Below are 24,552 nucleotides of genomic sequence, written 5' to 3' on the forward strand. Positions count from 1 at the left end.
GGCAACCAGGAAGCATTTGGAACCATAGCCTACAATGGAGAGGATATTCGAAAAAGAATTTATGAGATTATGGAGGAAACGAAAGCAGAGAAGGTGAATATCATTGCCCATTCCAAGGGCGGGCTGGATGCCCGCTATGCCATTTCCACCTTGAAAATGGCTCCTTATGTGGCATCCTTAACTACGATGAGCACGCCTCACCGAGGATGCCGATTTGTGGACTATGCCTGCCGTCTTCCGGAGGGGCTTTACCGCTTTGTGGCAGGCTGCTTTGACCGAACCTTTGGAAAATTCGGAGATCGGAATCCGGACTTCTATACGGCAACCCGCCAATTTTCTACAAAAGCCAGTGCTGAATTTAATAAGCAAACACCAGATGCGCCGGGGGTTTACTATCAAAGCTATGCTTCAAAAATGAAATATCCCTGGAGCCATCTTCTCCTTTCTGTTCCATGGTGCATGATTCGCCCTTTGGAGGGAGACAATGACGGGCTGGTCAGCACGTATTCTGCCAAATGGGGAGAATTTAAGGGTATTTTTGCCAATCAGAGGATGCGAGGCATTTCCCATGGGGATATGATTGACCTGAAACGGCAGGATTACAAGGGCTTTGATGTGGCGGAGGCTTATGTGCAGATTGTGGCGGAGCTTAAAGAGAAGGGCTTTTAAAAGAGATGAAGAAAATTTATTTCGCTCTAATTGATAAAAGACTGGAAACGGCAAAGTGGGTTCTGTATGGCCTGCTTATCTTATGCTATCCGTGGATAGTTCGGATTTCGGAAGCAATGACGGGACAGAGATTCGGCAGCTCGGATCAGATTTATATATGCAGAATCAGCTTTCTTTTCCTTCTTTGTGCTATGGTTGCACTAGCCTGTTATCAATGGGTTTCTTTTTTGAAAAAGTATTGGGAAAGCTTAACGCTGTTGGGCATATCCGGACTGAAAAGCTTTCTTTTATTTTTGTCCGTGAATACAGAGATTCTCTTTTTACAGATTTATGGGGGAACGGTGCTTTTTCAGATGCAGGGAATCGGATTAAGCTATGCCCTGTCGGTTCAGGTGGTTTATGGGATCTTTGTCTGTGGGATGGGAATGCTTCTGGGACTTAAGGCTCATGGGAAAATTCTGACTTTCTTAAGTGCCGGGGGGATTGGTGTCACAGCCATTTTTCTTAGGCTTGGATGCATAAACTATCATGCAGTGTACGGGTGGGTGATGGGAGAGGGGATTGGCGAAGGTTTATTTTCAGAGAATTCTTCTGTTGCAATGCTGCTTTTGATTCTGTCGCTATCCATTGTATGGATAGGAGTGTACCTGTATAAATCGGCAGATATGTCGGTAATCGCCGGCTCCTTTCGCTTTTTTCCAAAAGGGCATAAGCTGCATTTTAAGATATTCCCCTATAGAAAGGGCAGAGCTTGTTCGGCAAAATATAACCAAGGGGCACACCATAATAGAAGTCCCTTTGGGATGGGTGGACATGGCCCGGCAAGGTATCTCTGGATGTATCGAAACAGGGAGTTTCTTTTCTGGAAGCTGTGTTCCATGGTATTCTTTGCTTTGACCTGCTGCCTTGGAGACAGTTCCTTTGGGGTCTTTTTTACGGCTTATGGGATTTGTTTGATTACAGCATTTTTTTTTAAGGATATCTACAGTCTTGAACAGAAAAAGTTCCTCATTTATTTTATGTCGGATTATCCATACGGAAAATTTTTTTTGGACTTGGTGAAGGAAGGGATATACCTTTTGGGAGATAATCTTTTTTTGGTACTGATTCTTGTTCGCCTCCGGAATCTCGCAGATTGTATTACATTCCTTTTGCTGGGGGCCGCTGTTTTGAGCATTTCCATCTTTGTAAATGCCGGTCTTTTTGCAAAATATCCGAAACGTCAGCATCAGTTAAGGGTCTTTATGGTATTGATAAATCTGCATCTTCCGATAGGGAATTTGATTTTTCTGTATCAATGGATTCGGCAGGGAAAGAGGAATTGGGAGCATTTAAGCTATGAACAAAGATTGTGACTTGATTTTAGAGCATGTAACGAAATTGTATGGCAAAGGCCGCGGGATTCAGGATTTGTCCGTGAGGCTTTCGGCAGGGGAGATTGCGGCATTTATCGGCCCGAATGGTGTCGGAAAGACAACCCTTGTAAAGGCTGTGGCGGGGCTGCTTCCCATATCAGAGGGAAGTATCTGTTTGTGGGGGCAAAGTGTGGGGGAGCGTTCCGTTAGAGCCGGCATTGGTTATATGCAGAGCGACATCAGCTTTTATGAAAAAATGACAGTGTACGAGGTTTTAGAGTTTATTTGCCAGGTGAAATTCGGCGGGAGCTTTTATGAGGAAATCGATCCATATCTGCGGAATTATCACTTATATGAACAGCGAAATTTCCGGATTCATCAGCTTTCTTTGGGAATGAAACGGAAGCTGTCTATTATTATGGCGCTTATTGGAGAGCCTGGATTGATTCTTTTGGATGAGCCGGAGAGCGGGGTGGATACTTATGGAATTATCCAATTTAAAGCGGATTTGCTTGCCTGTGCCCGAAAGGGCAGTATTGTTATCCTGACCAGCCATGTGCTGGATTTGCTTGAGAAGGTATGTACACGGTGCATTTTTCTTAAGGATGGAAGAATAGCGGAGGATTTGCTGCTGACCAAAAATTCTATGGATTTGGAGCAGATTTATGAGAAGGTGTATGGGTATAAGATTTAATTATATTAAATATTCATAATATATATTTTACTTATATCAATAACCGTGCTAGAATACACATAGAAAATTTAAAAGTCAGGGTGAAAGCCATATAGCAACTTAAAAAGGAGGAAGAAGCAATGGGAATGACAATGACACAGAAGATCCTTGCGGCCCACGCAGGACTTTCGGAGGTAAAGGCCGGACAGCTCATTGAGGCGGAGCTGGATCTGGTTCTGGGAAATGACATTACAACGCCGGTGGCCATCCGTGAGATGGAGAAAATGAAAAACAAGGAAGTATTTCACAAGGATAAAATCGCCCTGGTTATGGACCATTTTATTCCCAATAAGGATATTAAATCTGCTGAAAACTGCAAATGTGTCCGTGAGTTTGCCTGTAAGCATGAAGTAACCAATTACTTTGATGTTGGAGAGATGGGAATTGAGCATGCACTAGTTCCGGAGAAGGGCTTGGCGGCAGCCGGCGATTGTATTATCGGTGCGGATTCCCACACCTGTACCTATGGCGCATTGGGTGCATTTTCTACAGGAGTGGGAAGTACAGATATGGCCGCAGGCATGGCAACGGGAAAGGCCTGGTTCAAAGTGCCTTCTGCTATAAAATTCAATATTGTAGGAAAGCCCTCCAAATGGGTCAGCGGCAAGGATGTGATTCTGCACATTATCGGCATGATCGGTGTGGACGGAGCCCTCTACAAGTCCATGGAATTTGTGGGAGAGGGAATTAAGAATCTTACAATGGATGACCGCTTTACCATTGCAAATATGGCTATTGAGGCAGGCGGAAAGAACGGGATTTTCCCGGTGGACGACTTGGCCATTGCTTATATGAAGGAACACTCCAAAAAGGAATATAAGATCTATGAAGCAGATACGGATGCGGAGTATGATGAGGAATATACCATTGACTTGAGCACGTTGAAATCAACCGTAGCATTTCCGCATCTGCCGGAAAACACAAAGACTGTGGACGAGATAACAGAGGATGTAATGATAGACCAGGTGGTAATCGGCTCCTGTACCAATGGCCGTATGGATGACCTGCGGGCAGCCGCTGAGATTTTGAAAGGGCGTAAGGTGAAAAAGGGCCTGCGCTGCATCGTGATTCCCGGAACACAGAAGATTTATATGGACGCCATGGAAGAAGGACTGTTAAAGATCTTTATTGAGGCCGGAGCAGCAGTGAGCACGCCCACCTGCGGTCCCTGTCTGGGAGGCTACATGGGAATCCTGGCGGCGGGAGAGCGCTGTGTATCCACCACAAACCGGAACTTTGTGGGACGTATGGGACACGTGGATTCAGAAGTTTATCTGGCAAGCCCGGCGGTAGCGGCAGCCAGCGCAGTAACCGGTAAGATTTCTGCCCCGAAAGATCTTGGAATGTAAATATAGAACTGGAATAGGAGAGTAATAATGCAGGCAAAAGGAAGAGTATTTAAATATGGAGACAATGTAGACACAGATGTTATCATCCCCGCAAGATATCTGGCCATAGCAGATCCGAAGGAACTGGCAGAACACTGCATGGAGGATATTGACAAAGAGTTTGTTCACAAGGTACAGCCAGGTGACATTATGGTGGCTAACAAGAATTTCGGCTGCGGTTCCTCCAGAGAGCACGCTCCTCTGGTCATCAAGGTATCCGGTGTTTCCTGCGTAATCGCAGAGACCTTTGCACGGATCTTCTACCGAAACGCCATCAACATCGGCCTTCCCATTATCGAGTGTCCCGAGGCTGCACAGGATATCAAGGACGGCGATGAGGTAGAGGTAGACTTTGACAGCGGAAAAATCTTCAACCGCACCACAGGAAAAGAGTACCAGGGCCAGGCTTTCCCGGAATTTATGCAGCGTATTATCAAGGCAGAGGGACTGATCAACTACATCAACGAGAAATAAGCCAACGAACCACTTCCCAATTCAGAGGTTCTGTGAGAAAGCAGGGCAGCCCCTCAGACTTTTTCCAATATCAAGTGTACGCAAACCGTCCGAACACAGATATGGAAAAGTCTGAGGGGCTGCCCTGCTTTCTCACAGAACCGACCCGCTCACCATTTAAAGATTATCAAACACCACCGTCTCTTCCTTCAATTCCCCAACAATCGCCTGATTAACCCCCATCCTCTGGGTAATATCCTCCATATCAATCACCAGGCTCTGGGTACTGTTGGCAACGCCCGTAAGTCCCGAAGCGCCTTCCCCGATGACCGTAGTAATAGCGCCAATGGATTCCACAATCCCGGACATAGAACCCCGCAGATGCTCTGTCCGTTCCTTAAAGTTATCCATAGACTGCTTAATATAAGCAGCATCCTCCTGGTACTGCTTACCGGACCGGACAAACTCCTGGAATTCTGTCAAAATAGAGCTGTTCATATAATTCACAAGATTCTGTGCATTTTCTGAAAGATTATAAACAGCAGAAGTAACGACAGAATTGATCTCCTGTATCCGGTTAGCCGCATCACTGCTTGAGTTGGCAAGCTGCCGGATTTCCCTTGCAACCATGGCAAAGCCCTTGCCGGCCGTGCCCGCATTAGCGGCCTCCACAGTGGCATTTAAGGCAATCAGCCGGGTTGTCTGGGAAATCTTCAGAATCTCATCCGTAAGGCTGTTCACCTGATCCACGCTGCGGCTCTGCTCGATGGCTTCATTTAAGGATTCCAGGATATCCGCAGCCTTGGCGCTGGTAACCTCCACGTTGGTCTTAGCCGACTGCTCCAGCTCGTCTGCACGGGTCTTCATGGCGACGGAATAGGCGGTAATGCTTGCGCATTCTTCCGCAGTACTATGTACATCCCGGTTCACGGCCTCAGCACTTTCGGAAATAACGGTGGCATTGCTGGCAACCTCCCGGATAGTCGCCGAGAGCTGCTGCATCAGATTTGACAGATCCGAAACACTTTCCCGGGAAGTGGCAGTCCTTTTGCGCACCTCGCTTGTCATATCATCAATCCGGTCGGAGCTGTCCCGAATAGTGCCCAGAATACTCTTAATAGGCGTGACTACATATTTTTTAATCAAAGAAATGGTTCCAAATACAAGAGCCGTACAGATACCAATAGAGAGAAGGCTCACAATCAGGGAAATGATGTACACAGCCGAAAGCCGCCCCCTGGCCCTGGAGGTCTGATCGCTGATGGAAGTATTCAGCGCATCAATGCTGCTTTCCATAGCATTTGCATAAAGAGCCACGTCCTCATTGGCAAGAACGTAAGCTTCCTGCGTCTTGTGGCCGGCACTTTTGCAGACCAGATTTACCAGCGCATGCTTAAAGGAATCATAAGAGGACAGAAGAGACTGGTAGGCCTCTTGATCCTCCCTGGTAACAAAGTCTTCATACTCTGCCAGCATGTTGTCTAAAAGGGCTTCCTCATCCTTGATCTGATTTACTACGGTAATCATGGTGTTGTAATCCGTAGCCACAATGTGGGACAGGGCCAGGTTATGGATGGTCATGGCGGACTGGGAAATCTCCGCCAGCCGGCTTTTTCCGGCCATAAGGTTGTCGGCAATATTGGCTGCATTGGAATTGACATTATGTATATTGATAACAGCCAAAGCATTGGAAATGAGCGCCACAATGCCCAGAAGAGCAATGGGCAGAATTAAGCGCTGTTTGAGGCTGATTTGTTTCGTCATGGCGATATCCTCCGGAATGTTGTAACAGTTTATTTCTGCGGGGTATTTGACTCAGTAATTCACTGGCAATCCTGCTTGAAGCTCCTGTGCAGATTTTCACTAGGGTGCCGTGATAGCTTCCGCCATTTTGTCAAGCTGCTCCTGAAGGCTCTGGCCGTCAGGATTGCCGGCAGCCATATTTCCTGCAAAGGCGGACACGGGGTCCCAGAAATTTCCTCCCAGACGCTGCACCGTGGAAAATTCAGACTGGCTGAGAAGGGCGGCAATGGCAGGAGAACTCTGAACCGCTTGGGAGGCCGCCGCATTTTTGTTGGCAGGACCCTGTCCACGCAGCTCGAATCGGAGCTTCTGGTTGGCTTCATTCGTGATCCATTCGGCTAAAAGGGAGGCCCACTCATGGGATGCGGAGTAGGCGTTGACACCGATGAGCTTATAGCCGGAGTAGGAAGACATCTGGATCTGCTGTCCTGCACAGGTATAGGAGGGAAGCTTGGCAGCTCCGTAATCTGCGCCCCAGGCTTCTTCCACGGCCATGGCATTCCACACACCACTGACACCGGCGATAACCGTTCCGTTTTGTACACCTTTTAAAAAGTTTTCGTCCGTGGCGTTCAAAAAGCCGGGGCTTTCTGCCAGGTTCAGCATGGACTGAGCCACATCGGTTCCACGGATTGGCCCCTCCGTCCCGTTCCAGGTACAGAAATTGGTGATACCGTCGTCATTGAGACCCACCTCCAGTCCGGTATTTCCAAAGAAGGAATAGACATACCACCCAGAGGACCAGTCCATAGTTATCTGCCGTTCCTCAGCGGCTGCAATTTCCAACATCCGCTCCAGGGAGGTAATATCTGCTTCCGTAAAATAGCGTTTATTATAGTAGAGAAAATACCCGTTGTCCGCCGTGAGCGGATAGGCATACAGGGTATCTCCCACACAGGCGGCGTGAACGGCCTCCGGAAGATTGGCGGACTTGATGGTATTCGCCGGTTCCACCGGCGTAAGGGCGCCTGCGGCCACCAGGGTGTTCAGCTGATCGTCCGCAAAGGCAAATACATCGGCCCCGTTTTCCAAATCATTCATCAGTGCGTCCATACAATTGCTTTCACTCTGAGGGGAAAAGGTGATGTTAAAATTCGCTTCGCCCTGGTACTTTTGCTGAAAGCTTTCAAAGATCTGATTGAGCAGTGCCTCATCTTCCTCTGCGCCCCAGACCAGAAGGTCTACCTGCCCGGAAGCTTCGGCTGCAGCGTCAGCCATGGCTGACGGGTTGTTTTTCCGGCATCCGGCAAGGGCAAAGCAGAAAGAGGCTGCCAGGATGCATAGATAGGTTGTTTTCTTCATAATCGTCTCCGTGCTGTTCCCCGGCGGGCATGCCTTATTCCCTATGCAATACTTCAAAAACCTGCCCAATGGCGCATCCGGCAGGTGTCTGTCTCGTTTTGTCCGGTCATTGTCATGAGGGAAAGTGCCCTATGGGTATAAATACCCCGCAAACTGGCCTGCGAGGTGGGAAATTTATGCCCTTTTTCGGGGTTTTTACGTTTAAAATTTTACCATTTACAGGGAGATCGTGCAAGTGATTTTATTTGCAATATGCATTAAATTATCATAGTTATATATGTGTAAAAAAATGGGAAAGTTTCATTTTCTAAATCACGGCTGTTTCAGTCAAATATTCACAGGAAGATCAGAAAAAAGACTTCTTTTGTTGCAAAAAATCAGAAAATTCACTATAATAGAGAGGAAAAGAATGGATGAAGTCCAACATTATGACATTGGAGCCAATCTATAACCAACGAAAATCGGAGGTCTTAACAGCAGCTTTATGAGACAGCAAAAAGAGCCGAATCAAAAAGAAAGAAACTATTCCGTATGGTTTACGGGAATCGTTCTGGTTATGGTATATGTGATCCTTGTGGACAATATGTCCGGGGCAGAAGAGAAAGCATGTAAAAGCCTTCTTAGAGAGCGGATGCTGGAAGTGTCAGAGGACATGCCGGCTTTGATGCAGGAACAGGAAGCTTTATGGAAGCAGGATGAGTAAGCTGTGGGAGCATCCGTCACTAAAAAATATTTACTGACAGATTTGGATAATTCTTGCGGTTTTTCCAACAAAATGCTACAATTACAATAATGACCATTCATATTCGACGCCAACAGATACCTGTCGCAAGGAAGTGTACCATTTCAAAGAACAATATAAATAAGGTACTCATACGGCATAAAAAATGAATAGATAAGCATACATACAATGTAGATATGCTTACAGATATAAAATCAAGAAAGAACGGGGATGCCAAGAAATCGGGCGAAGGTGCCTGGCAGGAGGCATCCCTATGGATTTGGAGGCTGTTTCAAAATGATGATACTGTTAGGGGCAGGCATATTGCTTGTAATCTTGTGCATTCTGATTGTTTATATTACATATCGAGAGATATTTTACGCCGTTCCCAAAGCGGACGAGGATGCATACGCCATACCGGGTGGAGACCAGTACAGGAAAATAGAGGATCGGATGCGCACCCTGATCGGCAGGATGGAGCGGCTTCCCTATGAATTGCTTTTTATCCAGGCATGGGACGGAACACGCCTTGTGGGACGATATTACCACGTAGAGGACGGAGCGCCCTTCCAGATACAATTTCATGGCTATCGAGGCGTAGCCCTTCGAGACTTCTGCGGAGGAAATAAGCTTGCCCGGGAAATGGGGCACAACACCATCGTAGTGGACCAGCGGGCCCACGGAAGAAGCACCAGCCGGACCATCACCTTTGGTATTAAGGAGCGGAAGGACTGCTTAAGCTGGGTAAACTATGTCTGCGAGACCTTTGGCAGCGACACGCCCATTTTTCTTTCCGGCGTCTCCATGGGTGCAGCGGCGGTACTTATGGCCGCTGACCTGGAGCTGCCGAAAAACGTGCTGGGCATCATCGCAGACTGTCCATACTCGTCCCCTGCGGCCATTATTGAAAAGGTCTGCCGGGACAAGGGGCTTCCTCCAGCCGTGATGCTTCCTATCGCCCGCCTGGGCGCAAAATATTTCGGCCATTTTGACCTGGACGAAACAAGTGCCATAGAAGCCGTCCGCCGGACAAGAATTCCCATTCTGCTTATCCACGGAGAGGACGACCGCTTCGTTCCCTGCCGCATGAGCCAGGAGATCTGGTCCGCCTGCGGAGGCCACAGAACCCTCAAAACCTTCCCCGGCGCAGGCCATGGGCTCAGCTACATGGTAGACACCAAGCGCTATGAACGTCTGGTGAGACAGTTTGTGGACGAATGCATGCAGCGGCAGAAGATAAGAAACGCATAAGGAACGTGAAGTAAATACATACAGATTAGTATATTGACAGGTGAAAATGAAATGTCAGCAGCCCACAGGGGACTGCCAAAAGGTGCCGGAAAAGAAGACAGAAGACTTTTCCGGCACTTTTTTTGCCTTTTTCCCAAAAGCCCACAAAAAATGATGCAATTATGATGTTTTTGTGACGCTCTTCTGACGCTTGGATATTGTAAATTAATGCTATCAGCGAATGACAGATATATCAAAGAACAGAAGAGGTGTATAAGTATGAAAAGGAGAAACAGATGGCTGTGCGGATTTCTGGCAGGCTTCCTTATGGTGATGTCCTGTCCGGTGACGGTTCATGCGGGCCGGGAAGAGGCGGAGCAGGAAAAGGATGTAACCCTGGCACCTTATTTTCTCGTAGAAGGCACAGATTCCTCCACAGATCCCTTTCCCCTAAAGGGAACCGAGGTCACGGCAAATGTCAACGGAACCATTGCGGAGATCCATGTAACGCAGCGCTATGCCAATGAGGGGGAAAATCCCATCAATGCAAAATACGTATTTCCCGCCTCCACCCGTGTAGTCGTCCACGGAATGACCATGACCGTAGGCAATCACGTGGTACGGGCGCAGATCAAAGAAAAGGAAGAGGCCAAGCAGGTATACGAGGAAGCCAAAAGCGAGGGCAAAAATGCCTCTCTCCTGGAAGAACAGAGAGCCAATGTATTCACCATGGACGTTGCAAATATTATGCCGGGAGATGAAATAGCCATTGAACTGACCTACACGGAGCTGATTGAGCCGGAGGAAGGGATTTACCAGTTTGTATTTCCTACCGTAGTCGGCCCCCGCTACAGCGGCCGGGTGACGGAAGAGGAAGCCGAAGCGGATGCCTGGGTGGAAAGTCCCTATCTGGCAGAGGGAGCGCCGGTGGAGAGCTCCTATGATATTACCGTCAACCTATCTACGGGAGTGCCTATAGAGAATCTGACCAGCAGCTCCCACAAAATAAACATTGATCAAGGGGAGGATACAAAAGCCAAGGTAACTCTGGCTGACAAGGCTGCATTTGCCGGAGACAGAGACTTTATACTGGAATACCAGCTAACCGGAGAAGCCATGAATTCGGGCCTTATGCTCTATGAGGGAGAAAATGCCAACTTCTTTCAGCTAACCGTGCAGCCTCCCGAGCGCTGCAATCCTGAGGACATTCCCCCAAGAGAATATATCTTTGCTCTGGACGTGTCCGGCTCCATGGACGGCTATGCCCTGGATACGGCCAAAAAGCTCATCAGTGATCTGGTATCCAACCTAAAAGAGACGGACTGTTTCAACGTGATTCTCTTTTCTGACACGGTGTGGACCCTGTCTCCCAATTCTCTGGAAGCCACAAAGCCCAACATCCACAGTGCCCTGCAATTAATAGAGGATCAAAAAGGCGGAGGCGGAACAGAGCTCCTGTCAGCCCTTCTGACCGCCTACCACATTCCAAAGGATGAGGATACGGCCAGAACCGTTGTCATGATAACCGATGGTTATATTTCCGATGAAAAAGAAATCTTTGACCACATCCGGGAAAATCTGGGAGATACCAGCTACTTTGCCTTTGGCATCGGAAGCTCCGTAAATCGTTATCTCATTGAGGGAATTGCGGCTACAGGCATGGGTGAGGAATTTGTAGTCACAGAGGAACCGGAAGCCGCAGAAGCAGCCAATCGTTTTCGCACTTATGTACAGGCGCCCCTTTTAACCAACGTCCAGGTAGAATTTGAGGGCTTTGAGACCTACGATACAGAGCCCTCCGGCGTACCGGCCCTTTATGCCAGCCGTCCCATTGTTCTGTATGGAAAATGGCGCGGCGAACCTACAGGAACCATCCGCATCACCGGAAAGCGTGGATCAGAGGACTATATGGAAGAGATCCCCGTAACGGCAGAAAGTATTTCCCAGGAAAATGAAGCCATCCAGTATCTCTGGGCCAGAAAACGGGTGGAAATGCTGACAGACTACAGTTCTAAGACAGGGAGCCAGGTCAAGAAAGAGGTTACTTCCATCGGCCTCAAATACAATATGGTCACACCCTATACCTCCTTTGTAGCCGTTCTGGAAGAAGTCAGGAACCCGGAGGGAGACAGCAAGGATGTGAATCAGCCCAACTCACTGCCCTTCGGCGTATCGGGCCTGGCTGTGGGAGGCGGCTATATGGTAGGAGCGGAGCCTGACGGAATGCTTCTGATTCTATTATTCGCTATGACACTGCTGCTTCAATATCTTTACAGAGTAAGCAGAAACCTCATGTCATACCGATTTGATGAAAAATGAGGAAGCCAGATGAGAGATAAAAAATCAATCCGTATATATTTTTTGGGACTGTTGATGGTCTTAGGTTTAAAATTGTATGCTGACCAGGCCGGCAGTGACGAGCTGCTCTGGATTTTGCGTCCTACCGCATGGTGGACCGGTATTTTAAGCGGGCATTCTTTTACATACGAGCAGGGAATGGGCTATGTGAACCATTCCCTGCGGTTCATCATCGCACCGGCCTGTGCAGGGCTTAAGTTCTGGATGATTGCAGCCCTCATGCTAAGCTGGTCTTTCCTTCACCGGATGAAAGGCGGGAAAGGGAAGCTGTACTGGACACTGTTCTCTTTTTTGGCAGCCGGGCTTGTTACCATATTTGTAAATGGAATTCGAATCACCTTGTCCATTGTGCTGCCGCAGCTTTTGGAGAGCACAGAACACATTATGGCCCATATGTCATCAGGACAGCTCCACACAGCCATTGGAACCTTCGTGTACTTCCTGTCACTTTTGGCCTTATATTGGGCGGGAAACCAATTTTCACAAAAGATTGGATTGGCGGAAACGGTACAAAAAGAAAAATTCTTATGGGCTAAGCTCCTTCCGATCCTCTGGTATTTGGGTCCGGTTCTAGGTCTGCCTTTCCTGAGCCGGATAGCTTACAAGGATTATAAAAACTTTACCAACTATGAACTGCCGGTACTTGCAGTCTGCGGAAGTGTATTTTTATTTCTTATCTTGTTACTATTAGGAAAGAAATTTCTATGGCAGCTTAAAACAGCAAAATAAGACGGCGGACTTTTCCGATATCAAGTGTCCGGCTGTTCATGCACACCTGTCTGATATTGGCGGACAAACGTTCAACGCATAAAAGGTGAAGCAAAATTACAAAACGTTAGTCCGACAAGAGCAGACAGGTGTGCGTGAACCGTCCGAACACGGATATGGAAAAGTCCGCCGTCTTATTTTGCGTCCGTTTTTTACACCGTATAAAACATCGGCAGCCCCGGCGGACTAAACGTAAAAGAAAAAAAGCAAATCACAAGAAGAAGCAAAAGCGCATAATTAGCCAAAAGAGGCAGATGCATACTCGGACATTGAACCTCAAAGTACCGAGAAGTCAAAAAAGTAACCAAAACACTAAACACAAAAATCAAAATATCCACCACCAAAAAATCCTTCCCGCTAACCCCCGTATAAGTAAAAAAAGCCGCCACAATAAAAAACATCCCAATAAGCACCCCTGCAATCCGAGAAGTCAGAAAACGCCCGGAAGTCTTAAAAAGCACAATCACCTCAAAAAGAGTATACAAAAACACCGGAAAAAACAGCATTTTTAAATGCTCCCAGACAGATTCATTTACCGGAGCAAACAATGCCACAAATGGATTTTCCATACTCCACTCATAAGAAAAATGCAAAAGAATACCTGCAACCAGTGTAAAAAGAATACCTGCAATCAGGTTCGTTGCCTCTCGAATCTTCATAAAAACCTCCTATTTTAAGTTCCATAATATCCTCTCAGTACCCCTATATAAATCAATTCCCAGCCGCAAATGCATGCGTTTATAAATTGATTTGTGCACTGATAGGATATTATTGATTTCATGACTTTAAAACCTGCAAAGCACATATGCGCAAAGGTCAACCTTCGTCCCCAAGAGCAAAGGTTCAAATCCTCTTCAATGCACAAAATTAGTTCTCCTGAAAACAAAAATTTGTTAAATTCATTAGCCAAATCCTGGAATATATTTCGAAAATATTAAATAGTACATCCATAAATGTAATACATTTGCAATTATTATATGCACCTTAGAACCAGAAAAGGTTCTAATTTTTTCTCTCTCTTTGTGAAAAAATTCATCTAAAAATACAAGAATAAATGCACAAATGGTAAAAATTAGAATAAATTTACAAAAAGAGTAACGAAATTCCACATGTCCGGTTGACGGACAGGAGGAAGATTTTTATAATAATGTATTATGAATAAGTTAAGAGATTGTGCAATTGTGTTAGGATTGGCAGGGGCCATCTTGATGGTAACTGCCGATACGAAAGAGGTAGAAGCAACCAGTAAAATCTCTTACAAAAGCGAAACAGTTACCTGCAGCGTCTTTCAGTCGCCGGGGGACCAGTGGTTAGAGGAAGCAGATACAGAGCTTACAAGAATCCGTAAGGAACAGGAAATAGAAGAACAAGAGCGGCAAAAAGCCGCAGCAGAACAAGCAGAAAGGGAACGAAGGGAGGCAGAAGAGAGAGCTGCAGAAGAAGAAAAAAGAATAGCCGAGGAAGCGGCGGAAAAAGAAGCACAAAGCCAGGCAGAGACAGCAGGCAATGAGGCACAGGCTGCTCTGGCGAAGGCGAAAAACGAAGAGATACAAAATGCAGTCTCAGAATCACAGCCAATAGCCAATAGCAATTGGATCTATGAGGTATCCGAGGCAGATTATACAGCTCTTCTTAAAATTGTGGAGGCGGAAACCTCTGGGGAGGACGTGACCGGAAAAATGCTTGTAGCTAATGTGGTCCTAAATCGGGTAAAGAGTGGTGCCTTCCCCAACACGATAGAAGGCGTTGTATATCAGACTAAGGGTGGAAAAGCCCAGTTTTCTCCGGTAGCTACCGGCAAGATTAACCGGGTGCATGTGTCGGAGACTACAGTGGAGGCTGTGGAACGAGCGCTGTGCGGTGAGGACCCCTCACAGGGAGCGCTGTATTTTGTGGCACCGGCCTATGCCAATCCAGAAAACCTTCAGTGGTTCCGCAACAGTTTGACCATGCTGTTTGCTTATCATGGACATGAATTTTATATTTAAATTGCTGTTATATTTCCATCAGTATGGGCTTTGACGGCTTTTTAAATTTTCCAGTTGCCAAGAGGCATAGAATCATGTATAATTACAAAAGATAAAGAAGTAAATCCTGAGGTGTTCGTTATGCCGCTATTTTGAACCTACATTTACGTTCATGGGATTCCAATATCTCAGTCCGGATGTCAGGCCTCCGATTGCAGTGGAAGGCAGAAGGGCTGTTGAGGTTACCCACCTAGCTCTGCTAGGCGTCAAAATTGCGGAGACGGCATTTTGGGTTTACATTAGAGAAAAGCAGCCGGAGAACGGCTGCTTTTTTGAGCTATAGAAGGCGAAAGCTCTAATAAAGAGACAGATTGTGCATATTTTACAATGCAGGGAAAAATTAGGGGAATGAATGATACACTTTTAGAATAAATTGAAAGATAAGAATGGATTTTAAGGACAGGTTACAATGGGAAGACAAACAGATCCGATGCTGAAAACAAAATTATATCTTCTGGCTATTGGAATCTTGGTTTTGGCCATTCTTCTGGTACGGGGGAAATCGGAGATAGAAAGTCCAAAAGATACAGAAAATCTACCCATAAAGGAGCAGCCAAAAGAACCAGAGCCGGAATCAGACGCAGAGGCAGAGCCTGAGATGAAAGTACCGATTTACAACGGGAATATCCGTGTGCTTATTAAAACGGATGGCTTTGCAGGAGAGATCCATGAGAGCGTAAAGCTTGTCTCAGATCAGGAGCTTTTTATACATGGAAAAATCCTTGACGAGAACGGAGAACAGGAAACAGAATATGGAAGTGGTGTGGAGCTTTCCTTTTCATGGGAGGAAGGAAGCCTGATTCTCAACGGGGAGCTTCTGGCAGAGGTTCCAACCTGTTTTTTGATAGGCACTCAGGAAGAACCAGCAATGCCCATTACATTGCAGAGTGTGAACAGAGGATACGGTACGCCTTCTTATGAAGGAATCATAGAGGTCTGGCCGGTAGAAGGCGGTTTTGCAATTGTGAATGAAGTGCCGCTGGAGACTTATCTCAATTATGTAGTACCAAGCGAAATGCCATCTCGCTATGAGCAGGAGGCTTTGAAGGCTCAGGCAGTCTGTGCCAGAACCTATGCATACCGCCATCTTCAGACTTATGGCTATCCGCAATATGAGGCCCATGTAGATGACAGTGTACGCTATCAGGTTTACAATAATACCAACCAGACGGAAAGCACCAATCAGGCTGTGGCGGAGACAGGCGATCTGATTCTCACCAGTCAGGGACAGCCCATCACTGCTTATTATTTTTCTACTTCCTGCGGCTATACAGGAAATGAAGAGGTATGGTGGGAGGGCTCGGCAGAGATGACCCCTTATCTGAGAGGAAAAACCATCAATGAGGCGGGAGAGAGTCTTCCAATGTCGGATGAGGAAACATTTACAGCTTTTATTCTTAATTGGGATGATACCTGCTATGACCGAGAGGTAAGCTGGTATCGCTGGGAGACAGAACTGGATATAGAAACCCTGTCTGAGAATCTGAATAATACTCTTAAGAACCGTTATGAAGCAAATCCAGAGGCAATTCGAACGAAACGTGGCAGAAATTATGTAAGCAAATCCATAGACACCATCGGAACTATTGAAGAAATTGAGATTCTGGAGCGAAACGAAGGAGGAGCTATTCAGCGCATGTGCATCCATGGAAGCCGCCGAACCATAGAAATAGCCACAGAATACAATGTGCGGGCTCTTTTAAATGTTCAGGGAGGCGTGATTGTTCGGCAGGATGGAACTACTGTAGAGGGCGGAAGCCTTCTGCCAAGTGCTTATTTTATTGTCACGCCTGTGTATGATGATAAGGGAGAGCTTTCCGGTTTTCGCTTTCAGGGAGGCGGCTATGGACATGGAGTAGGGATGAGCCAGAATGGCGCTAACGGCATGGCGAAGGAAGGAAAGGGCTATGAGGAGATTCTTCATTTCTTTTATACAGATGTGGAATTGACGGCAATTCTTGATTTATGATAAGATGTTCACGCAAGCAGTAAGCAGTGATATGGATATTATACTGGATTACAGAATTAGACAGTGCCGCAGAAGCATTCGGATAGGCAATACAGATATAGAGGGAAAGCTATGAGTTTCATAAAGAAAATTATTAAACTGGTGCGTGGCTTTTTAAATGCCATGCAGGAGGATCACGTAGGCGCTTATGCAGCTCAGAGCGCCTACTTTATCATGCTTTCCTTTATCCCGTTTATTATTCTTTTGCTGACTGCAATTCGATATACGACACTGACGCAGGTGGATATCTACAGGGCGGCGCAGGTGATTTTCCCGGACAGCATGGATGGCTTTGTGATCGATATCATCAATGAGGTGTACAGTAAGACTGCAGTAACCGTTTCCCTGTCCGCCATTACGGCGGCCTGGTCGGCAGGAAAGGGATTTCTGGCCCTGATGCGGGGGATGAATTCCGTCTATGATGTGGTGGAGCAGAGAAATTATATTATTTTGCGGTTACGCTCCGCCATTTATACCATTGTGTTTGTGGTTTGCATTATTTTGTCGTTGGTGGTATTGGTGTTTGGCAACTCTATCCATCAGGCGGCCGTTGTTTATCTGCCTTTTCTGGCGGTGATAACAGGCATGATTCTTCGGATGAAAGATGTGGTGGCCATTGCTTTTTTGACATTGGTGTTTATGCTGATCTATAAATTTGTTCCCAATCGGAAAGCGAGATTGTACAGTCAGGCGCCGGGAGCACTGCTTTCCTCCGTCTGCTGGTACCTTTTTTCCATCGGATTTTCTTTGTATGTGAATTATACGCCCGGACTGAGCAATATGTACGGAAGCCTGACTACCATAATTGTCGTGATGCTGTGGCTGTATTTCTGCATGTATATTATTTTGATTGGGGCGGAGATTAATTCCTACTTTGAAGAACAGTTCCGTATGGTTACACGATATCGGAAACTACTGAGCGGAGAGAAAAAACTTGACAATTCGGGGAAACCTGTTATAAAATAAATCCCGATAGAAAAAATAAATAACTGTTAATGACATTGGTATTAAACAGTTACGGTTAAAATGCAGTGAGGGTGTCAAGTAGATGGTTCTTCTTCTTCCAGAGAGGGAGTGTCACCGGCTGAAAGCAGTCCCAAGTTCAGGGAGCCATTGAATTTCCCACCGGAGCAGTGCCGCTGAAAACAAGAAGTAAGCGGTGACGTGTTGTGCACGTTACGCATAGAATGAGAGCCTGTCAGTGACAGGAATCAGGGTGGTACCGCGGATATGAGCTTCGTCCCTATGTTGGGATGGAGCTTTTGTTTTTTAGTGTATCAGAAGCATCCCCTATGGGTATAGCTGTAGATCTATGCACAAAAAGCGTGTGCAAATTAAAGAAAGGAAGATCGAGATGAAAGAGAAATTGCAGAAAATCCGTGAGCATGCCATGGCGCAGATTCAGTCGGCGGAAAATCTAAATACACTGAATGATGTGCGTGTGGCGATTCTCGGGAAAAAAGGAGAATTAACCAGTGTACTTAAGGGAATGAAAGAAGTAGCTCCCGAGGACCGGCCCAAAGTAGGACAGCTTGTGAATGAAACCCGTGAGGAGATTGAACGGGTTCTGGAGGAAGCCAAGAAGAAAATGGAGGCTTTTGTCCGAGAGGAAAAGTTAAAAGCCGAAGTCATTGACGTAACCCTCCCGGCTAAAAAGAACCAGGTAGGCCATCGTCATCCCAATACGATTGCTTTGGAAGAGGTAGAGCGAATCTTTATCGGTATGGGATATGAAGTGGTAGAAGGCCCGGAGATTGAATACGATCTTTATAATTTCGAAAAGCTGAATATTCCCGATGGCCATCCGGCCAAGGATGAGCAGGATACATTCTATATCAACAAAGAGATCCTGCTGCGTACCCAGACCTCTCCCTGTCAGGCCCGTGTGATGGAGCAGGGCAAGCTTCCCATCCGTATGATAGCGCCGGGCAGGGTATTCCGTTCTGACGAGGTGGACGCAACCCATTCTCCCTCTTTCCATCAGGTTGAGGGCTTAGTGGTAGATAAAAATATTACTTTTGCAGATTTAAAGGGAACCTTGGAGGAATTTGCAAAGGAGCTGTTCGGGCCGGAGACAAAAACCAAGTTCCGTCCCCATCATTTCCCGTTCACAGAGCCGAGTGCGGAGGTAGACGTAAGCTGCTTCAAATGCGGCGGCAAGGGCTGCCGGTTCTGCAAGGGAAGCGGCTGGATTGAGATCTTAGGCTGCGGCATGGTACATCCCCACGTGCTGGAAATGTGCGGCATTGATCCGGAGAAGTACACAGGCTTTGCTTTCGGCGTAGGACTGGAGCGTATTGCGCTGCTGAAATATGAGATTGACGATATGCGGCTGCTGTATGAGAATGACATTCGGTTTTTAGGACAATTTTAAATAGGAGGAAGACATGGATACTTCATTATCATGGATTAAAGCATACGTGCCGGATCTTGACGTAACGGCACAGGAATATACAGATGCAATGACCTTGTCCGGAACAAAGGTAGAGGGCTGCAGGGCTTTGGATGCGGATCTGGAAAATATCATCATCGGCCAGATTGTTAAGATTGAGCGCCACCCGGATGCAGACAAACTGGTGGTATGCCAGGTAGACGTAGGAGGAGAAGCCCCGGTTCAGATTGTAACAAGCGCTCCAAATGTAAAGGAAGGACAGAAGGTTCCGGTAGTTTTGGACGGAGGCCGTGTGGCGGGCGGTCATGATGGCAAGCTGACACCGGGCGGAATCAAAATCAAAAAGGGCAAGCTGCGGGGCGTGGAATCGAACGGCATGATGTGCTCCATTGAGGAGCTGGGTCAGACCAGAGAGATGTTTCCGGAGGCGCCGGAGCTTGGCATCTACATTTTTCCGGAGGATGTTCAGGTAGGAGAGAGCGCCATTAAAGCATTGGGCCTTGACGATGTGATTTTCGAGTATGAGATCACTTCTAACCGTGTAGACTGCTACAGCGTGATTGGAATTGCAAGAGAAGCGGCGGCAACTTTCCGCAAGAAATTCATTTTGCCGGAGGTAAAGGTAAAGGGAAGCGGCGGGGACGTGAATGATTATATCCGGGTGGACGTAAAGGATGCGGATCTCTGCCCCCGTTACTGCGCAAGAGTAGTTAAGAACATTAAGCTTGGCCCCTCGCCCAAATGGATGCAGCGCCGTCTGGCAGTGAACGGAATCCGTCCTATTAACAATATTGTAGACATCACCAACTACGTGATGGAGGAGTACGGCCAGCCCATGCATGCCTACGATCTGGATACCATTGCAGGGAATCAGATTCTGGTGCGGAGGGCGGAAAAGAATGAAAAGTTCGTCACGCTGGATGGTCAGGAGCGCACCATGGATGATTCCGTACTGATGATTTGTGATGGAGAGAAAGCCATTGGCATCGCCGGAATCATGGGAGGAGAAAATTCCATGATCACGGACAATGTAAAAACTATGCTTTTCGAGGCGGCCTGCTTTGACGGCGTCAATATCCGGCTTTCCGCAAAGAAAGTGGGACTTCGGACAGAGGCTTCCGGAAAGTTTGAAAAGGGACTGGACCCCAACAATGCTCAGGCTGCCATTGACCGGGCATGCCAGCTCATTGAAGAGCTTGGCGCCGGCGAAGTGGTAGACGGCATGGTAGATGTGTATACCGGAATTAAGGAGCCTGTACGGGTGCCCTTTGATGCGGATAAGATCAACGCTCTTCTGGGAACGGATATTACCAGGGAGCAGATGCTTTCTTATCTTCAAATGGTAGAGCTTGCGTATGATGAGAGCACGGGAGAGATTCTGGTTCCCACGTTCCGTCAGGATGTGCTGCGTCTGGCGGATTTGGCAGAAGAAGTGGCCCGGTTCTACGGCTATGACAATATTCCGACCACGCTGCCCACCGGTGAGGCAACTACAGGAAAGCTGCCCTTTAAGCTTCGTGTGGAGGAAGTGGCAAGGGATATCGCTGAGTTCTGCGGTTTTTCTCAGGGAATGACTTATTCCTTTGAAAGCCCTAAGGTATTTGACAAGCTGCTTCTTGACAAAGAGGACACGCTTCGGAAAGCCATTACCATTTCGAATCCATTAGGCGAGGATTTCAGCATTATGCGTACTACTTCCCTCAATGGCATGCTGACCTCTTTAGCCACCAACTACAACCGGAGAAATAAAAATGTCCGTCTCTATGAGCTGGGAAATATTTATCTTGCAGAGGAACAGCCCCTCACAGAGCTTCCGGACGAGCGGATGCAGTTTACCCTTGGAATGTATGGAGAGGGAGACTTTTTCACTATGAAAGGCGTGGTGGAAGAGTTTTTTGACAAGATTGGTCTTCAGAAAAAGGAGGTTTATGATCCAAATGCAGGCAAGAACTTCCTCCATCCGGGCCGTCAGGCAAAGATTGTATATTGCGGCAAAACAGTAGGCTACCTGGGAGAGGTTCACCCGACCGTGGCGGAGACCTATGGAATCGGAGAGCGTGCTTATGTGGCAGTTCTGGATATGCCCGCCATCCTGCCATTTGCAACCTTTGACCGGAAATATGAGGGCATTGCCAAGTATCCGGCTGTCAACCGTGACATTTCCATGGTAATTCCCAAGGAGATTCTGGCCGGACAGATCGAAGAGGTTATTGAACATAAGGGAGGAAGCTATCTGGAGAGCTACCAGCTCTTTGACGTGTACGAGGGCGCTCAGATTAAGAAAGGCTATAAGTCCATGGCGTATTCCATTGTGTTCCGTGCAAAGGATAAGACTTTGGAGGAAGCGGATGTGGCTTCTGCCATGAAGCGGATTCTGAAAGGTCTGGAGGCATTGGATGCGGAGTTAAGACAGTAAAGACTTTCTGCGCCGCATAATGTGAAGCGAAAATAAACATTGAAAAATGAAGGGTCCGTCAGCCTCAGCAATGGGGCTTTCGGACGCTTTTTACTGTTCGAAAGCTTCCAGCTCTTTTTGCAATTGTTTCAGAAAAGCGTTGGAAGCTCTCGAAAATACCTGGTGTTTTTTCCACACAATACAAAGCCCGGCTTCCAAAGCGGGGGAAAGGGGACGAAAACAAAGCGTACTGTCTCCGGTGGTGTTAATCAGCCTGTCTAACGCAATCACATAACCGAAGCCCTTTTTTACAAACAGCGAGGCATTATAGATCAAATCGTAGGTGGCTGCGATATTCAGCTTTGACAGATCGGTCTTTAACCAGGAGAACATTTCGCTGTTGATGGATGTCTGATGGGAGAGAATCAACGGTTTATCCCACAAATCTTCCGCTGTGATTTTTTCCTTTTCTGCCAGAGGACTGTCCTTTCGCATCAAAACGCCCCATGTGTCTTTAAAAGGAAGTCTCATATAATCGTATTTGTTTATATCTACGGGACCGACCAAAAGTCCGAAGTCGATCAATCCCTTATCCAGCCGTTCCAGGACACGTTCGGCATCGCCGCTGTACAGATGATAATGGATGAGCGGATATTTCTGCTGCAAATCCCATGCGGCCTGCGCAAGAAAAGAAATGGCCTCTGTTTCTCCGCAGCCGATATGAATATCTCCACTTATGTTTTCACTGGAGGAAGCCATTTCCGCCTTTGTTTTTTCCATAAGGTCAACCAACTCCTCCGCACGTTTGCGCAGCAGGATGCCGTCCTCTGTTAGTGTGACTTTTTTACTGCCCCTGATAAAGAGCTGCTTTCCCAATTCTTCTTCCAAATCTTTTAATTGCCTGGAAAGGGGCGGCTGTGTCATGTGAAGCCGTTCCGCTGCCTTTGTAATGCTTTCCTCTCTTGCAACGGCAAGGAAATACTGCAATACCCGAATATCCAAATGTGAATCCTCCTATTTTTAAGTTGCTACGCAACAGTACGAAAGGGTAAAGTCACTTCAGTGCACACCTATGAGAGAAACTTTCATTCGAAAGTGCACTCATGAAAGTTCCTCTCGTGCGCTTTCGCAACTTTACCGTCCAGCAGAAAATATTTCTGTTAAACACTTTACATTTTTTAGCTGGACTATTTTCAATATGGGTTAGATTAAAAGCTTATGAAAGCTCTTTGGCATCTGTTTTTCTTTTACTTCTTTTTCTGAATCGTATGTAGCTGTCAAATTTCAGGCGAAGCTTCATTCAGTGAAATTCCAAAAAGTTTTTGTTTTTTTAAGATTGTGATTGATTAGGGTGAATATGATAGGGGTGATTATAGCAGGAAGTTTCATACCTTTCAAGTATGCAATTCTATTCTCTATATGCATTTGATATTAAAAGATGCCAATATTATAATAAATCCGAAAGGAGGAAGTTCTTCGAAAAAGGCTTGAAATAAAATAATTGATACTCAGGAGGATTTGATTATGGATAAATTATTACCGCAGATTGCATTAGGAGCCTGGTCATGGGGCGCTGGTGCGGCCGGGGGAGATCAGGTGTTTGGAAACCATCTCTCTAAGGCCGATCTGAAACCGGTATTTGAGAAAGCTATGGAGTGCGGATTATATTTGTGGGACACTGCCGCCGTTTATGGAGAGGGCAGCTCTGAGCGTATCCTCGGAGATTTTGTGAAAGAAGTACCACGCAAAGAGGTTATTCTATCCACAAAATTCACCCCGCAGATTGCCGGATCGTCATCGGATGCCATGCAGAAAATGCTTGACGGCAGCAAAGAACGTCTGCATACGGATAGAATTGACATTTACTGGATTCACAATCCCTTAGATGTTGAAAAATGGACACCGGATTTAATTCCGCTTGCAAAAAACGGACAGATAAAGACAATCGGTGTTTCCAATCATAACCTTGCTGAAATCAAGCGTGTAAATGAGATTCTTGCGGCAGAAGACTTGAAAATCTCTGCGGTACAAAATCATTTCAGCCTGCTGCACCGTTCTTCGGAACGAGCCGGTATTCTTGATTACTGTAAGGAACATAACATTACCTTTTTTTCTTATATGGTACTGGAACAGGGAGCGCTTACCGGGCGATATAATGAGGCAAACCCATTTCCCAAAGGAAGCGGCCGTGGCGATTCCTATAATCCCTATCTGGAAAAACTGGGTGATGAAACCGGTGTTCATACGCTCCGGGAATGGGAAAAGGAGATGTAAGCCTTGACAGTAAAAGAAGTAATCGATGGTTTTCGGGAGGACGCCAGGGAAGATGCCCGGCGCAGCACCTATGCAGACGAGCTTTTTCAGGAGGCTGTCCGCATAGGCATGGAGCTGAATATGCAGTACCACACTCCGGAGGAAATTCGGGAGATTATGGGAAAGCTGACCGGGAAAAAAATCGATGATTCCTTTCGGTTGTTTCCGCCCTTTTATACGGATTTTGGAAAGAATATCACAATCGGAAAGGATGTCTTTATCAATTCCGGCTGCCATTTTCAGGACCAGGGAGGAATAAAGGTTGGGGATGGCACGCTCATTGGACACAATGTAGTGTTGCAACAATCAACCACGATCTTGATCCAAAGGAAAACAGAAAAAACCACTATGTGCCCATAACAATAGGCACCCATGTATGGATTGGCTCGAATGCAACGATACTGCCCAGAGTAACCCTTGGAGATTGGGCGGTTGTTGCGGCAGGCGCCGTAGTAACCCAGGATGTTCCGCCTGGGGCGGTGGTAGGTGGCGTACCTGCGAAAATATTGAAAGTGATCCCGGAAAAATCACTGCAGGAGCGTACCGCTATGTCCAAAGAGCATGGACAGACTTAAGGAAACGCCGAAGCAGTATCTCTTTATGTACAAATACACAAACAGCTCAGAGAAAGGAAAAT

Annotated in this window: 21 protein-coding genes, 1 other RNA gene and 1 other annotated feature; of the genes, 18 read left to right on the forward strand and 4 right to left on the reverse strand. The window is 46.8% G+C overall.

Translation table 11 applies throughout. From position 1 onward, the window contains the following. The 5 genes from VSQ61_RS18965 to leuD all read left to right on the forward strand — a co-directional run. Positions 1–669: lipase family alpha/beta hydrolase (locus tag VSQ61_RS18965; RefSeq protein ID WP_502877059.1), on the forward strand; the 669-nt coding region annotated here is incomplete at its 5' end. 5 nt (positions 670–674) lie between these two features. After that, positions 675–2,024 carry a hypothetical protein gene (locus tag VSQ61_RS18970; RefSeq protein WP_334345961.1) on the forward strand — a complete coding sequence of 450 codons (1,350 nt, stop codon included), beginning with the start codon at positions 675–677 and terminating at the stop codon, positions 2,022–2,024. Further along, the gene (locus VSQ61_RS18975; protein ID WP_334345962.1) at positions 2,008–2,718 is read left to right on the forward strand and encodes an ABC transporter ATP-binding protein; all 711 of its coding nucleotides are present in this window, start codon (positions 2,008–2,010) and stop codon (positions 2,716–2,718) included. The genes VSQ61_RS18970 and VSQ61_RS18975 overlap by 17 nt, the downstream gene beginning before the upstream one ends. Positions 2,719–2,837: 119 nt before the next feature. Beyond that, a complete protein-coding gene (gene leuC, locus VSQ61_RS18980) occupies positions 2,838–4,106 on the forward strand; it encodes a 3-isopropylmalate dehydratase large subunit (protein WP_334345963.1) in 1,269 nt (422 codons plus the stop codon). 27 nt (positions 4,107–4,133) lie between these two features. Beyond that, on the forward strand, positions 4,134–4,619 hold the full coding sequence (gene leuD, locus VSQ61_RS18985) for a 3-isopropylmalate dehydratase small subunit (protein ID WP_334345964.1): 486 nt from the start codon (positions 4,134–4,136) through the stop codon (positions 4,617–4,619). Positions 4,620–4,775: 156 nt separating this feature from the next. On the opposite strand, the gene VSQ61_RS18990 is transcribed toward leuD, so the two are convergent. Continuing rightward, positions 4,776–6,362 carry a methyl-accepting chemotaxis protein gene (locus VSQ61_RS18990; protein WP_334345965.1) on the reverse strand — a complete coding sequence of 529 codons (1,587 nt, stop codon included), beginning with the start codon at positions 6,360–6,362 and terminating at the stop codon, positions 4,776–4,778. A gap of 99 nt (positions 6,363–6,461) precedes the next feature. Further along, a complete protein-coding gene (locus tag VSQ61_RS18995; protein WP_334345966.1) occupies positions 6,462–7,703 on the reverse strand; it encodes an extracellular solute-binding protein in 1,242 nt (413 codons plus the stop codon). Between the two features lie 484 nt (positions 7,704–8,187). On the opposite strand from VSQ61_RS18995, the gene VSQ61_RS19000 reads away from it, so the two are divergent. The 4 genes from VSQ61_RS19000 (at position 8,188) to xrtK (ending at position 12,741) form a co-directional block, all read left to right on the forward strand. Continuing rightward, on the forward strand, positions 8,188–8,406 hold the full coding sequence (locus VSQ61_RS19000; RefSeq protein WP_334345967.1) for a hypothetical protein: 219 nt from the start codon (positions 8,188–8,190) through the stop codon (positions 8,404–8,406). A gap of 315 nt (positions 8,407–8,721) precedes the next feature. Further along, complete coding sequence (locus tag VSQ61_RS19005; protein ID WP_334345968.1) at positions 8,722–9,675, forward strand: alpha/beta hydrolase; 954 nt, start codon at positions 8,722–8,724, stop codon at positions 9,673–9,675. A 258-nt stretch (positions 9,676–9,933) separates the two neighbouring features. Continuing rightward, positions 9,934–11,973 carry a VIT and vWA domain-containing protein gene (locus VSQ61_RS19010; RefSeq protein ID WP_334345969.1) on the forward strand — a complete coding sequence of 680 codons (2,040 nt, stop codon included), beginning with the start codon at positions 9,934–9,936 and terminating at the stop codon, positions 11,971–11,973. A gap of 9 nt (positions 11,974–11,982) precedes the next feature. Continuing rightward, positions 11,983–12,741, forward strand: coding sequence for an exosortase K (xrtK, locus tag VSQ61_RS19015; protein WP_334345970.1), 759 nt, complete (start codon positions 11,983–11,985; stop codon positions 12,739–12,741). A gap of 191 nt (positions 12,742–12,932) precedes the next feature. Here the strand turns inward: xrtK and VSQ61_RS19020 are convergent, their stop codons facing one another. Further along, complete coding sequence (locus VSQ61_RS19020) at positions 12,933–13,439, reverse strand: DUF6512 family protein (protein WP_334345971.1); 507 nt, start codon at positions 13,437–13,439, stop codon at positions 12,933–12,935. A 522-nt stretch (positions 13,440–13,961) separates the two neighbouring features. Here VSQ61_RS19020 and VSQ61_RS19025 point away from each other — a divergent pair. The 6 genes from VSQ61_RS19025 (at position 13,962) to pheT (ending at position 21,623) form a co-directional block, all read left to right on the forward strand. Continuing rightward, positions 13,962–14,768, forward strand: coding sequence for a cell wall hydrolase (locus VSQ61_RS19025; RefSeq protein WP_334345972.1), 807 nt, complete (start codon positions 13,962–13,964; stop codon positions 14,766–14,768). Between the two features lie 100 nt (positions 14,769–14,868). Continuing rightward, a non-coding RNA gene (ssrS, locus tag VSQ61_RS19030) (6S RNA) lies at positions 14,869–15,046 on the forward strand. A 170-nt stretch (positions 15,047–15,216) separates the two neighbouring features. Beyond that, a complete protein-coding gene (locus VSQ61_RS19035) occupies positions 15,217–16,776 on the forward strand; it encodes a SpoIID/LytB domain-containing protein (protein ID WP_334345973.1) in 1,560 nt (519 codons plus the stop codon). Between the two features lie 111 nt (positions 16,777–16,887). Next, positions 16,888–17,781, forward strand: coding sequence for a YihY/virulence factor BrkB family protein (locus VSQ61_RS19040; RefSeq protein ID WP_334345974.1), 894 nt, complete (start codon positions 16,888–16,890; stop codon positions 17,779–17,781). Between the two features lie 56 nt (positions 17,782–17,837). After that, positions 17,838–18,063: a binding site (T-box leader), on the forward strand. Between the two features lie 106 nt (positions 18,064–18,169). Continuing rightward, a complete protein-coding gene (gene pheS / locus VSQ61_RS19045; protein WP_334345975.1) occupies positions 18,170–19,189 on the forward strand; it encodes a phenylalanine--tRNA ligase subunit alpha in 1,020 nt (339 codons plus the stop codon). 13 nt (positions 19,190–19,202) lie between these two features. Continuing rightward, complete coding sequence (pheT, locus tag VSQ61_RS19050; protein ID WP_334345976.1) at positions 19,203–21,623, forward strand: phenylalanine--tRNA ligase subunit beta; 2,421 nt, start codon at positions 19,203–19,205, stop codon at positions 21,621–21,623. A 90-nt stretch (positions 21,624–21,713) separates the two neighbouring features. On the opposite strand, the gene VSQ61_RS19055 is transcribed toward pheT, so the two are convergent. Further along, positions 21,714–22,604, reverse strand: a complete 891-nt coding sequence (locus VSQ61_RS19055; RefSeq protein WP_334345977.1) for a LysR family transcriptional regulator — start codon at positions 22,602–22,604, stop codon at positions 21,714–21,716. A 522-nt stretch (positions 22,605–23,126) separates the two neighbouring features. Between VSQ61_RS19055 and VSQ61_RS19060 the strand changes: the two genes are divergently transcribed. From VSQ61_RS19060 to VSQ61_RS19070, 3 genes are read left to right on the forward strand one after another with little or no spacing between them, the layout of a single operon-like run. Next, complete coding sequence (locus VSQ61_RS19060; protein WP_334345978.1) at positions 23,127–23,876, forward strand: aldo/keto reductase; 750 nt, start codon at positions 23,127–23,129, stop codon at positions 23,874–23,876. 3 nt (positions 23,877–23,879) lie between these two features. Continuing rightward, positions 23,880–24,275, forward strand: a complete 396-nt coding sequence (locus tag VSQ61_RS19065; RefSeq protein ID WP_334345979.1) for an LbetaH domain-containing protein — start codon at positions 23,880–23,882, stop codon at positions 24,273–24,275. Beyond that, positions 24,266–24,490 carry an acyltransferase gene (locus tag VSQ61_RS19070; RefSeq protein ID WP_334345980.1) on the forward strand — a complete coding sequence of 75 codons (225 nt, stop codon included), beginning with the start codon at positions 24,266–24,268 and terminating at the stop codon, positions 24,488–24,490. Before VSQ61_RS19065 ends, VSQ61_RS19070 begins: the two co-directional genes overlap by 10 nt. Positions 24,491–24,552 lie beyond the last annotated feature (62 nt).

This window comes from Candidatus Merdisoma sp. JLR.KK006, assembly GCF_036941035.1.
In the GTDB taxonomy this organism is placed as follows: domain Bacteria; phylum Bacillota; class Clostridia; order Lachnospirales; family Lachnospiraceae; genus Laedolimicola.

Bases quoted from the DNA above. Each gene is read 5' to 3' on its own strand.
- VSQ61_RS18970 (WP_334345961.1), top strand. From the start codon at position 675: ATGAAGAAAATTTATTTCGCTCTAATTGATAAAAGACTGGAAACGGCA.
- VSQ61_RS18975 (WP_334345962.1), top strand. From the start codon at position 2,008: ATGAACAAAGATTGTGACTTGATTTTAGAGCATGTAACGAAATTGTAT.
- leuC (WP_334345963.1), top strand. From the start codon at position 2,838: ATGGGAATGACAATGACACAGAAGATCCTTGCGGCCCACGCAGGACTT.
- leuD (WP_334345964.1), top strand. From the start codon at position 4,134: ATGCAGGCAAAAGGAAGAGTATTTAAATATGGAGACAATGTAGACACA.
- VSQ61_RS18990 (WP_334345965.1), bottom strand. From the start codon at position 6,362: ATGACGAAACAAATCAGCCTCAAACAGCGCTTAATTCTGCCCATTGCT.
- VSQ61_RS18995 (WP_334345966.1), bottom strand. From the start codon at position 7,703: ATGAAGAAAACAACCTATCTATGCATCCTGGCAGCCTCTTTCTGCTTT.
- VSQ61_RS19000 (WP_334345967.1), top strand. From the start codon at position 8,188: ATGAGACAGCAAAAAGAGCCGAATCAAAAAGAAAGAAACTATTCCGTA.
- VSQ61_RS19005 (WP_334345968.1), top strand. From the start codon at position 8,722: ATGATGATACTGTTAGGGGCAGGCATATTGCTTGTAATCTTGTGCATT.
- VSQ61_RS19010 (WP_334345969.1), top strand. From the start codon at position 9,934: ATGAAAAGGAGAAACAGATGGCTGTGCGGATTTCTGGCAGGCTTCCTT.
- xrtK (WP_334345970.1), top strand. From the start codon at position 11,983: ATGAGAGATAAAAAATCAATCCGTATATATTTTTTGGGACTGTTGATG.
- VSQ61_RS19020 (WP_334345971.1), bottom strand. From the start codon at position 13,439: ATGAAGATTCGAGAGGCAACGAACCTGATTGCAGGTATTCTTTTTACA.
- VSQ61_RS19035 (WP_334345973.1), top strand. From the start codon at position 15,217: ATGGGAAGACAAACAGATCCGATGCTGAAAACAAAATTATATCTTCTG.
- VSQ61_RS19040 (WP_334345974.1), top strand. From the start codon at position 16,888: ATGAGTTTCATAAAGAAAATTATTAAACTGGTGCGTGGCTTTTTAAAT.
- pheS (WP_334345975.1), top strand. From the start codon at position 18,170: ATGAAAGAGAAATTGCAGAAAATCCGTGAGCATGCCATGGCGCAGATT.
- pheT (WP_334345976.1), top strand. From the start codon at position 19,203: ATGGATACTTCATTATCATGGATTAAAGCATACGTGCCGGATCTTGAC.
- VSQ61_RS19060 (WP_334345978.1), top strand. From the start codon at position 23,127: ATGGATAAATTATTACCGCAGATTGCATTAGGAGCCTGGTCATGGGGC.